This is a genomic window from Burkholderia sp. Bp9015 (assembly GCF_003853505.1).
Lineage (GTDB): Bacteria > Pseudomonadota > Gammaproteobacteria > Burkholderiales > Burkholderiaceae > Burkholderia.
In genome coordinates, this window is sequence record NZ_QTPZ01000023.1 from 118598 (window position 1) to 129029 (window position 10432).

The following is a 10432-nucleotide window of genomic DNA, read 5'->3' on the forward strand; positions in this document are numbered from 1 at the left end:
GGCGGCGCGACTGTCGCGCGCGTTGCCGGATGGCCGGCCTTGCGCCGCCGGCTGGCGGAGGTTGCGTTACGAGCGATTGCTCGACGCGGGGCAGCTTTACGCTGCCCAACGTCGCTTTACGTCGCGATCTGTCGGTCCAGGTCACTCACCTGCAGGGCCACTCGTCCGGTCACGCCGGGTCCGGCGCGACCTTCAGCACGCCCGCGTCGAGCAGCTGCCGCTGGAGCGCGGGATCGACGCCGAGGCGGTCGAGCACCGCGCGCGTGTCGCGGCCGAGCGCGGGCGGCGGCGAACGATAGGTCGCCGGCGTGCGCGACAGCTTCACCGGCGATGCGGTGCCGCGATACGCGCCGATCTCGACGAACAACTCGCGATGCAGCGCATGCGGATCGCGCGCAACGTCGGCGACCGTGCGCACCGGCCCGCACGGCACGCCCGCCGCCATCAGGTCGCGCGCGAGCGGCTCGCACGGATGCGCGGTGAGCCGTGCCTCGAGTTCGGCCTTCAGTTCGGGCCGGTGCGCGCAGCGGCTGCGGTTGTCGACGAAGCGCGGATCGCCGGCCAGCGCCGGCGCGCCGAGATGCGCGACGAGCCGCGCGAACTGCCGGTCGTTGCCGACCGCGAGGAAGATCGGCACGGTGGCCGTGCGATAGCTGTCGTACGGCGCGATGTTCGGGTGCGCGTTGCCGCTGCGCTCGGGCACGCGCCCCGAGCCGAAGAAGTTCGGCAGGTGCGGATGCAGCAGCGACACGCCGCAGTCGTACAGCGCGATGTCGATCGACTGGCCCTGCCCGCTCTGCTCGCGCTCCGCGAGCGCGAGCAGGATGCCGGTCAGCGCGTTGAGTCCGGTGACCATGTCGACGATCGGCAGCCCGATGCGCGTCGCGTCGCCGTCGCGCTCGCCGTTCACGCTCATCAGCCCGGCCATCGCCTGGATCACCGCGTCGTAGCCGGGCAGCCCGCCGAGCGGGCCGTCCTCGCCGAAGCCCGTCACCGCGCAGTGGATCAGGCGCGGGAAACGCGGCTGCAGGTCGCGCGCGTAGTCCATGCCCCAGCGCGCGAGCGTGCCGGGCTTGAAGTTCTCGACGAGCACGTCGGCGCTCTCGAGCAAACGCCACAGGATCGCGCGCCCTTCGTCGCGGGACAGGTCGAGCGCGACGCCCTCCTTGTTGCGGTTCACGCCCATGAAGTACCACGCGGTGTCGCCGAGGAACGGTGGCCCCCAGCCGCGCGTCTCGTCGCCGCCCGGCGGCTCGATCTTGATCACCGTCGCGCCGTGGTCGGCGAGCGCCTGCGTGCAGTACGGGCCGCCGAGCACGCGGCTCAGGTCGACGACCTTCAGGCCGTCAAGTGCGCCGCGTGTCGCTTTCGTCGCTTCCGTCGCTTCCGTCGCTTCCGTCGCTTTCGTCGCTTTCGTCGTGCTCATCGTTCGACCTCCGGCAGCAGGTCGAGCGCCATGTCGAGCGGTACCGGCGTGCCGCGCAGCAACGCATCGAACGCCGCTGCCTCGTCGTCGCGCGACGCCGGCGCGAGCGGATCGACCGGCAACAGCTTGTGACGCACGATCAGGTGCGCGAGCGCGAGGCGCCGGTAATCGGGCGCGAGCCGCGCGCCCTCGCATGCCATCAGCACGGCCGCGCTCGCGTAGTACAGCGCCGACGCGGCCTGCCGCACGCGCGCGTCGTCGCCTTCCGCCGCGACACCGGCGAGCGCATCGCACGCGCGCGCGAGAATGCGCCGCAGCGCCGCGCGGCTCGCGTCGGGCAGCGGCGCCGCGCCGAGCCGGTCGGCGAGGAACGTGCGCAGCGCATCGAGCGCCTGCTCGCGCTGCGCGGCGCGCGCGACGTCGAGCGCGACGATGTTGCTGGTGCCTTCCCAGATCGAGCCGAGATGCGCATCGCGCACGAGCCGCGCATCGCTCCATTCCTCGATGTAGCCGGTGCCGCCGCGCACCTCCATCGCGTCGCCCGTCACACGGCGTGCGTCGCGGCACGCGCGGAACTTGATCAGCGGCGTCAGGATGCGCACGCAGCGCGCGGCCTGCTCGTCGCCCGCATCCGCCTGCGGCAGCAGCAGCGCGATCTGCATGAACATCGCACGCGCGGCCTCGGCGGGCAGCAGCATCTTCATCAGCTGGCGCTGCATCAGCGGCATCTCGATCAGCTTGCGGCCGAATGCGGCGCGGTGGGCGGCCACGTGCAGCGACTCGTTCAGTGCGCGCCGCATCAGGCCCGCCGCGCGCACGCCGTTCGACAGCCGCGACATGTTGATCATGTCCGCCATCTGGTGAAAGCCGCGGCCGATCTCGCCGATCAGGTATGCCTGCGCGCCTTCGAGCGCGATCTCGCCGCTCGCCATCGAACGGCTGCCGAGCTTGTCCTTCAGCCGCACGATCCGGTAGCGGTTGCGCGTGCCGTCCGGCAGCGTCTTCGGCAGCAGGAACAACGCGAGCCCCTTGATGCCGTCCGGCGCGCCGTCGGGCCGCGCGAGCACCATCGCCAGGTCGGCGTCAGCGTTCGAGCAGAACCACTTGTCGCCGAAGAGGCGCCACACCGCCTCGCCCTGCGCGTCGGCATCGCGCACCGCGCGCGTCGCGATGCGGCCGACGTCGGAGCCGGCCGCCTGTTCGGTCATGAACATCGCGCCCTGGAACAGCGTGTCGAAATCGCGCGATGCGAGCATCGGCAGATAGCGCTCGACGAGCGCCGGGTCGCCGAAACGGCGCAGCGTGCGCGTCAGCGAATCGGTCATGCTGACCGGGCAGCACAGCCCGAATTCGGCCTGCACGAACAGGAACGTCAGCGCGTACTTGACGAGCGGCGCGACCGCCTCGGGCTGGTGGCTCAGCGACGCGAGCCCGAGTTCCGCATACGCGACGCGTTCGAGCGCGATGTACGCGGGATCCTTGTCGATCCGCTGCACGGCTTCGCCGCGCCGGTTGCGGTGTTCGAGCACGGGCGGGTGCTTGTCCGCGCGCGACGCCCATTCGTCGAGCTCGCCCGACACGCGCGCGCCGAGCGCGTGCAGCTGCGGTTCGAGTTCCGCGTAGCGCGCGTCACCGAGATGCAGTTTCAGCAACGCGCCGAGATCGGGATCGGCCGTGAAGAAATTGATGCCCCGGCTATCGGGGATGTTGTTGGCCGCGCCGGTGTCCGGCGTGCGAGCGATGTCGTTCATGCATGCGTCTCCAGGATGGCGCCCGGCTATCGGCCGGCGCCGCGCGGCGGCACCGCGGCCGGCTGATGCCAGGCGTTCAGCAGAGCGTAGGCGCGCGATCGATAAGCGTCCAATACAGGATTTATCCGGTACGATAGACGACGCTTATCGATGCCGATGCGGGAAGGAGACAGCATGGAACTGAGGCAGTTGCGCTACTTCGTGGCGGTCGCCGAGGAACTGCATTTCGGGCGCGCGGCGAAGCGCCTGTTCATCTCGCAGCCGGCGTTGAGCTTCGACATCCGCAAGTTCGAGGACGCGCTCGGCGTGCAGCTCTTTTCGCGCACCAACAAGACGGTCGCGCTGACCAACGCGGGCGCGGTGCTGCTCGGCGAAGCGCGCCGGCTGCTGCTGCAGGCGGCCGAGGCCGAGCGGCTCACGGTGCGCTCTGCGTCCGGCCTCGCGGGCCGGCTGCGGATCGGCTTCGTCCATTCGATGCTGTATCGCGGGCTGCCCGATGCGGTGCGGCGCTTCGAAGCCGATTACCCGGGCGTCGAGATCGTGCTGAGCGAGATGAACACGCAGGCGCAGGTGCAGGCGATCCAGCGTGGCCAGATCGATCTCGGCTACGCGCACTGGGGCCACTGCCCGCCCGAGGTCGAATCGGCGCCCGTCTACGCGGAACCGTTCGTCTGCTGCCTGCCGGCCGCGCATCCGCTCGCGCGGCGCCGTCAGGTCGCGCTCGCCACGCTGGCCGAGGAACCGTTCATCCTGTTTCCGCGCGACGCGGCGCCGCACTATCACGACCTGATCATCGCGCAATGCGTGAACGCGGGATTCAGCCCGCTGATCCGTCACGAGGCGCGGCTGTGGCAGACGATCCTGTCGATGATCGAGTTCGGCATGGGCATCGCGCTGGTGCCGCGCGTGCTGCAGCAGGTGAAGAGCGACCGCCTCGCGTTCCGGCCGCTGAAGGATGCGTCGCTCGAATCGCGCACGCTCGAACTGAAGCGCAGCGGCACTGCCGAACCGGTCGCACTGCGCTTCGCCGACTACGTGCGCGCATCGATCGACGCGCTGCCCGCGCTCGCGGGCTGAGCCGGCGCGCCGGCGCGCCGGCATTTCGCGCCGGCACTTCCCCGTTACTTCGCTTCCGGCTGCAGCGCCGGCTGCGCGCGCCGGTACCACACCGCGTACACGACGGACAGCGCGATCAGGAACGGAATGCCGAAGATCAGCGTCATGTGGAATTCGGCCGTGAAGTAGGTCGTCACCATCACCGCGAGCATCAGCGCCGCGCCGAGCAGCGTCAGCAGCGGAAAGCCGCGCATCCGGAACGCGGGCGCCGGCAGGCCGAGCGCCGCGCGACGCCGCCGGAAGCAGTAATGCGTGACGAAGATCATCATCCACGTGAACAGCGCGCCGAACATCGACACCGCCATCATGATCGTGAACGACGCGTCCGGGTACAGCACGCTCAGGACCGTCGCGAGCGCGATGCCGAGCGTCGACAGCAGCAGCGCGCCGAACGGCACGCCGCGCGCGTCGACCTGGCCGAGCGCCTTCGGCGCATAACCCGCGCGCGACAGGCTGAACATCATCCGCGTCGTGATGTAGAGCTGGCTGTTCATCGCGGACAGCGCGGCGATCAGCACGACGAAGTTGATCAGCCCGGCCGCGCCCGGCAGGTGGATCGCCTCCATCACCTTCACGAACGGGCTCTCGTCGCGCCCCGCCGCCGTCCACGGCACGATCGCGAGCATCAGCGCGAGCGTGACGAGGTAGAACAGCACGAGCCGCACGATCGTCGAGCGGAACGCGCGCGTCACCGCGCGCTCGGGATCCTCCGCCTCGCCCGCCGCGACCGCGATCATCTCGATGCTCAGGTAGCTGAAGATCGACACGATCACCGCGACCCACATTCCCCACATGCCCTTCGGGAAAAAGCCGCCGTGCCCGGTGTAATGGTGGAAGCCCGCGCGGGCCGCACCGTCGCCGACCAGTGCCGGATTGCCGAACACGACGTACGCGCCGAGCACGATGAAGCCGACGATCGCCGCGATCTTCACGACCGAGAAGCCGTATTCGACCGCGCCGAACACGTCGACGCTGCGCGCGTTGACGAACACGAGCAGCGCCGAGAAGCCGACGATCCACAGCCAGCCCGGCACGCCCGGGAACCAGTACTTCATGTACAGCGCGATCGCGGTGACTTCGGTGCCGACCGCGAGCACGATGCACGCCCAGTACGCATAGCGCACGAGGAACCCGGCCCACGGGCTCACGTAATGTTCGGCGTATGCGCCGAACGACCCGGAGGTCGGATGCGCGACCGTCATCTCCGCGAGACAGCCCATCAGCAACAGCGAGATGAACGCGCCGATCGCGTAGCTGACGAGCACGCTCGGGCCCGCGAAGCCGATCGCGAACCCGCTGCCGAGAAAGAGACCGGTGCCGATCGCACCGCCGATCGCGATCATCGCCATCTGCCGTGCGGAAAGTGTGCGGCGCAGACCCTGCTCGCGCGCCGCGATGTGCTGGAATTGCCCTTCTGGTTGCATCGAATGACCTCGTTCGAAAGCGTGTGTCCGGCCGAAACGTCGACGGCGCACGGACCGGTGCCGGACCGCACCGGCCACCGCGCGCCGCATGCTCAGAACAGGTGGCGCAAGCCGGCCGCGATGCCCGTCTGGTTGCCGCGTCCGGGCATTTCGGTGAACGCGCCGCCGGTCACCCGGTTGTAGTCGACCGTCGCGTAGACCTGCGTCGCCTTCGACAGCGCGTACTCGGCCTCGAGCACGCCCGTGTAGCGCTTTCCGCCGTTACCGGCGATGCCGTTGACGTTGCGGATGTCGTCGTAGTACGCGACGCCCGTCACCGAAACCGCCGGCGTGACCTTCACGCTCGCGCCGGTATAGAAGATCGCGTCGCGGCGCGGATTGTCGGCGAACGCACCGTAGGTCACGTCGCGGCCCGGCGCGTTCAGCAATTGCCGGTCGAGCATGCCCGTGCGGTCGATGCCGCCGAGATAGCCCGCGTACAGCGTCGCCGCGCCGAACGCATAGCGTGCGCCCGCGCCCCACGCCTGCTGCGCGCGGCTCGTCAGGTCGCGCACCTGCTGGTAGGTCGCGCCGACCATCAGCCCGCCGAGCGTGTACGACACGTGCGTGCCCCAGTACGCATTCGCGCCGAGGCTGCCCGCGACGCCGCCGAAGCCGTAGCTCGCGCCGACGTTCAGCCCGCCGAACGTGCCGTCGTAGCTGGCCACGTTGCTCGCGCGGCCCTGCGTGAGGAAGTACGGCCACATGTTGGCCGTGTAGTTGCCGACCGTCAGCGGATCGAGATCGCCGAACAGGTTGAATGCCTCGGTCGCCTGCCGGCCGAGCTTCACGGTGCCCCAGTCGCTCGCCAGGCCGACATACGCGTAGCGGCCGAACAGCGCGCCGTCGAGCTGCCCGTTCTGCGGCTCGAAGCCGCTCTCGAGCCGGAAGATCGCCGTCAGGCCGCCGCCGAGCGCTTCGCTGCCCTTCAGGCCCCAGCGGCTGTTGGTGATCGCACCGTTGGTCATCTGCACGCTCGCGTCGTTCGACGCGTTCGCATGCGTCGTGTAGCGAATGCTCTGGTCGACGATGCCGTACAGCGTCACGCTGCTCTGCGCCATCGCGCCGCTCGCGGCGAGCAGGCCGGCAATCGTCGGTAGTGCGAACCTATTGATACTCTTCATCTTCGTCTCCATCCTTGTCTGAATTATCGATGTGTACTGGTTGGGGTATGTCGGTAATCGTGGGTACTGCAATCCGCGCCGAGTTGCGTGCTTTCTAGCCGCGTGCCGCCGGCAACGCCACGTATGCGACGAGTTCGACGCGCATGTCCGGGTGCGCGAAGCCCTGCACGCCCACGCACGTGCGGTTCGGGTACGGTTCGCGAAAGTGGCGCCGGTATTCGGCGTCGAATTCGGGCATCGCCTTCACGTCGGACAGGTAGACGAGCACCTGCGCGACGTCGTCCATCGTCGCGCCGGCCGCCGCGACGGCCTTCGCGAGATTGCCGAGCGTGAGGCGCGCCTGCCCCGTCATCGTGTCGCCTGCGATCGCGCCGGACGCATCGACCGGGCCGTGGCCGGTAAACATCAGCCCGCCCGCGCGGGTCGCCCACGAGAACGGCTGCGCGAGTTGCGGCAAGTCGACCGGGATCGTGTCTGCCATCGTGTCCTCCTTCGGTTCGGGATCGGCCGCTCAGGCAGCCTGGCGCGACGTGCCGCCGAGCACGTCGGCGATCGCGTACGCGACGTGCTCGACGTTCGCGTCGTTCAGGCCCGCGATGCACATGCGGCCCGAGCGCAGCAGGTAGACGCCGTGCGACGCGCGCAGCCGGTCCACGTCGGTCGCGGCGATGCCCGTATAGCTGAACATGCCGCGCTGCGTGACGAGCGCGTCGAACGCGGGCCCGGCCAAGCGCGCGTCGAGCCGCGCCTTCAGCTCGCCGCGCATGCGCTTGATGCGCGTGCGCACCTGGGCCACCTCGTCTTCCCAGCACGCACGCAGGACGTCGTCGTTCAGCACCGCCGACACGAGCTGCGCGCCGAACAGCGGCGGGCTCGAGTAGGTGCGGCGCACGCCGGCCTGCAGCTGGCTCAGCACCGTCGCCGCTTCGCCCGCGCTCGCGCAGACGATCGACAGGCCGCCGACGCGCTCGCCATACAGCGAGAAATTCTTCGAGAACGAGTTGCTGACGATCGCCGGCAGCCCGGCTTCGACGATCGCGCGCACGGCCCATGCGTCGTCGTCGAGACCATCGCCGAAGCCCTGGTACGCCATGTCGAGGAACGGAATCAGCCCGCGGCGCGCGAGCACGTCGATCACAGCGCGCCACGCGTCGCGGTCGAGGTCGAGGCCCGTCGGGTTGTGGCAGCACGGCTGCAGCAGCACGATGCTGCGCGCGGGCAGCGCGTCGAGCGCCGCGAGCATCGCGTCGACGCGCAGGTCGTTGCGCGCTGCGTCGTAGTACGGATACGTGTGCACGTCGAGGCCGGCCGCCGCGAAGATCACGCGATGGTTGTCCCACGTCGGATCGCTGATCCAGATCGCGCTGTCGGGGAAATAGCGCTTCACGAATTCGGCGCCGAGCCGCAGCGCGCCCGAGCCGCCGAGCGTCTGCAGCGTCGCGATGCGTCCTTGCGCGAGCGCCGCGCAACCGGCGCCGAACACGAGGCGCTGCACGCCCTGCCGATACGCGGCGAGCCCTTCCATCGGCAGATACGTATGCGGCGCGCCGGCTTCGCGCAGGCGCTCGGCCGCGAGGCGCGTGCTCTCCAGCACGGGGATGCGGCCCGCGTCATCGTAATAGAGGCCGATGCTGAGGTTGACCTTGTGCGGATGGGCATCCTGCTGGAACGCCTGGAACAGCGACAGGATCGGATCGCCCGGATAGGCGGGAATGTGTTCGTACATGGCGGAATGACGGTCGGGGTTGAAGGCGGCGATACGGCCGGCGGCGTGACGGCACGTCAGGCCGTGCGGTCGAGGCATGGGGCGCATGTTATCGAGGACGAAATAGAATGAGCTTCACTTTTCGATGACGAATCCCGCCGATTGCAGTAGAGTCTGCGCCTACCATCTAAAAAATGACGGGATTCTGCGAAATGAATCTGGATCGAACCGACATGCGGATCCTCCGGCACCTCGAGCGGGACGGACGCATCAGCAATCAGGACCTCGCGAACGCGGTCGCGCTGTCGCCGTCGGCGTGCCTGCGGCGCGTGAAGCTGCTCGAGGAACGCGGCGCCATTTCCGGCTACCGCTGCACGATCGAGCCGAAGAAGGTCGGCGTCGCATTCGAGGCGCTCGTGCACGTGTCGATGCGGCCGGACGTGCCCGAATGGCACGACCGCTTCGTGGAGGCGATCCAGCAGTGGCCGGAAGTCATCGCCGCGCAGATCGTGACGGGCGGCTCGAACTACGTGCTGACGGTGCGGGCGCGCGACCTCGACCACTACTCGGACTTCGTGATCAACCGGCTGCATCGCGCGACGGGCGTGATGTCGATCAATTCGAGCATCGTGCTCGCGACGCTCAAGCGCGACGGCTCGATCCTCGATCTCGTCGAGCCGTCGACGGCCGGCTGACGCACCTTTTGCACCGGCCTGAAAAATATTTGAAGAAAGTGCTTTACGAACCCGAAAAGCTCTGACATAATTTCAGCTTCTTTGGGCGGTTAGCTCAGCGGTAGAGCACTGCCTTCACACGGCAGGGGTCACTGGTTCGATCCCAGTATCGCCCACCAAAGAATTCAAGGGCCTGCGTTACACGACGCAGGCCCTTTTCGTTTTGTGCGTCGCACTCGTAATGCACACGTCCAAGAGATAATCGCGTGATTCCGACGCGCGCCATCCGCCAGTACGTAATAATCGGTAACGAATTGGTAACGGTGTACGAATAGCGGCTGACTAGAATCGACCACCATGACAGCCGGCCGAGCGGCACCGGCTTCCCACCATCAAGAAGACGAACGGAATCCGGCACGCGCATTGCGGCTGGTTCACGCCGTCGCGACACATCATGACATTGCCGAATTCACATACCCTGTGGTTGACCGGCCTGAGTGGTGCCGGTAAATCCACGCTCTCGCGCGAGATAGCCGCGTACCTGCGCACGCACGACATTCCGGTCTGCATTCTCGACGGTGACGAACTGCGCTCGGGCGTCTCGCACGATCTCGGATTCCGGCGCGACGACCGGGCCGAAAACTGCCGACGTACCGCCGAAATCGCGAAGCTGATGAACAATCAGGGCATCATGGTGATCGTCGCGCTGATTTCCCCGTATGCAGCCGACCGGCAACTGGCGCGGGAAACCATCGGTGACGAGCGCTTCGTCGAAATCTATCTGAAGACCGATATCGAGACCTGCTCCGCGCGCGATCCGAAACGCCTGTACGCGAAGGCCATGACCGGCCAGACGCGCCAGTTCACCGGCATCTCCGATCCCTATGAGGCACCCGTCGCGCCCGATCTCGTTGTCGAGACCGGAACGATGTCCGTCTCCGCGTGTGTCGCGCGCATCATCGAGTTCGATCAACAGCGCTTCGACTACGCCTGACCGAAGCGCTGCGTTCGCTCACCTCACCCGCCCGACCCGTTCCGCGGTCGCATCGAACGCGCGCTTCGCCTTGTCGACGATCTCGTCGACCTCCCCCTCGCGAATCACGAGCGGCGGCGACAGCAGCATCCGGTCGCCGGTCGCGCGCATGATCAGGTTGCCGTTGAAGCAGAAGTCGC

Annotated in this window: 9 protein-coding genes, 1 tRNA gene and 1 pseudogene; 4 read left to right on the top strand and 7 right to left on the bottom strand. The window is 68.2% G+C overall.

Annotation, left to right across the window (positions count from 1 at the left end):
* Nucleotides 1-169: 169 nt before the first annotated feature.
* Nucleotides 170-1426, bottom strand: a complete 1257-nt coding sequence (locus DIE12_RS23735; protein WP_124522168.1) for a CaiB/BaiF CoA-transferase family protein — start codon at nt 1424-1426, stop codon at nt 170-172.
* Nucleotides 1423-3177: an acyl-CoA dehydrogenase family protein gene (locus DIE12_RS23740; RefSeq protein WP_124522170.1), complete on the bottom strand. Its 1755-nt coding sequence runs from the start codon at nt 3175-3177 to the stop codon at nt 1423-1425. The genes DIE12_RS23735 and DIE12_RS23740 overlap by 4 nt, the downstream gene beginning before the upstream one ends.
* A 174-nt stretch (nt 3178-3351) precedes the next feature.
* Here DIE12_RS23740 and DIE12_RS23745 point away from each other — a divergent pair, with 174 nt between their 5' ends.
* On the top strand, nt 3352-4254 hold the full coding sequence (locus DIE12_RS23745) for a LysR family transcriptional regulator (RefSeq protein ID WP_124522172.1): 903 nt from the start codon (nt 3352-3354) through the stop codon (nt 4252-4254).
* A gap of 44 nt (nt 4255-4298) precedes the next feature.
* On the opposite strand, the gene DIE12_RS23750 is transcribed toward DIE12_RS23745, so the two are convergent.
* The 4 genes from DIE12_RS23750 to DIE12_RS23765 all read right to left on the bottom strand — a co-directional run bounded on the left by DIE12_RS23750 (nt 4299) and on the right by DIE12_RS23765 (nt 8606).
* Nucleotides 4299-5717 carry an amino acid permease gene (locus DIE12_RS23750; protein ID WP_124522174.1) on the bottom strand — a complete coding sequence of 473 codons (1419 nt, stop codon included), beginning with the start codon at nt 5715-5717 and terminating at the stop codon, nt 4299-4301.
* A gap of 92 nt (nt 5718-5809) precedes the next feature.
* Entirely contained in the window at nt 5810-6880 is a 1071-nt protein-coding gene (locus DIE12_RS23755) for a porin (protein ID WP_409333459.1), read from the bottom strand.
* A gap of 94 nt (nt 6881-6974) precedes the next feature.
* Nucleotides 6975-7361 carry a RidA family protein gene (locus DIE12_RS23760; RefSeq protein ID WP_124488333.1) on the bottom strand — a complete coding sequence of 129 codons (387 nt, stop codon included), beginning with the start codon at nt 7359-7361 and terminating at the stop codon, nt 6975-6977.
* Between the two features lie 30 nt (nt 7362-7391).
* Nucleotides 7392-8606, bottom strand: coding sequence for an amino acid aminotransferase (locus tag DIE12_RS23765; protein ID WP_124488338.1), 1215 nt, complete (start codon nt 8604-8606; stop codon nt 7392-7394).
* A 191-nt stretch (nt 8607-8797) separates the two neighbouring features.
* Here DIE12_RS23765 and DIE12_RS23770 point away from each other — a divergent pair, with 191 nt between their 5' ends.
* The 3 genes from DIE12_RS23770 to cysC all read left to right on the top strand — a co-directional run bounded on the left by DIE12_RS23770 (nt 8798) and on the right by cysC (nt 10253).
* On the top strand, nt 8798-9280 hold the full coding sequence (locus tag DIE12_RS23770; RefSeq protein WP_124488334.1) for an Lrp/AsnC family transcriptional regulator: 483 nt from the start codon (nt 8798-8800) through the stop codon (nt 9278-9280).
* Between the two features lie 83 nt (nt 9281-9363).
* Nucleotides 9364-9438 (top strand) — tRNA-Val (locus DIE12_RS23775).
* A 275-nt stretch (nt 9439-9713) separates the two neighbouring features.
* A complete protein-coding gene (cysC, locus tag DIE12_RS23780) occupies nt 9714-10253 on the top strand; it encodes an adenylyl-sulfate kinase (protein ID WP_124488335.1) in 540 nt (179 codons plus the stop codon).
* Between the two features lie 18 nt (nt 10254-10271).
* Here the strand turns inward: cysC and DIE12_RS23785 are convergent.
* Nucleotides 10272-10432, bottom strand: a pseudogene (locus tag DIE12_RS23785) (aspartate aminotransferase family protein); the annotation flags it as partial.

Excerpts from the sequence above, each read along its gene's own strand:
- DIE12_RS23735 (WP_124522168.1), bottom strand. The coding sequence starts at position 1,426 with ATGAGCACGACGAAAGCGACGAAAGCGACGGAAGCGACGGAAGCGACG.
- DIE12_RS23740 (WP_124522170.1), bottom strand. The coding sequence starts at position 3,177 with ATGAACGACATCGCTCGCACGCCGGACACCGGCGCGGCCAACAACATC.
- DIE12_RS23745 (WP_124522172.1), top strand. The coding sequence starts at position 3,352 with ATGGAACTGAGGCAGTTGCGCTACTTCGTGGCGGTCGCCGAGGAACTG.
- DIE12_RS23750 (WP_124522174.1), bottom strand. The coding sequence starts at position 5,717 with ATGCAACCAGAAGGGCAATTCCAGCACATCGCGGCGCGCGAGCAGGGT.
- DIE12_RS23755 (WP_409333459.1), bottom strand. The coding sequence starts at position 6,880 with ATGAAGAGTATCAATAGGTTCGCACTACCGACGATTGCCGGCCTGCTC.
- DIE12_RS23760 (WP_124488333.1), bottom strand. The coding sequence starts at position 7,361 with ATGGCAGACACGATCCCGGTCGACTTGCCGCAACTCGCGCAGCCGTTC.
- DIE12_RS23765 (WP_124488338.1), bottom strand. The coding sequence starts at position 8,606 with ATGTACGAACACATTCCCGCCTATCCGGGCGATCCGATCCTGTCGCTG.
- DIE12_RS23770 (WP_124488334.1), top strand. The coding sequence starts at position 8,798 with ATGAATCTGGATCGAACCGACATGCGGATCCTCCGGCACCTCGAGCGG.
- cysC (WP_124488335.1), top strand. The coding sequence starts at position 9,714 with ATGACATTGCCGAATTCACATACCCTGTGGTTGACCGGCCTGAGTGGT.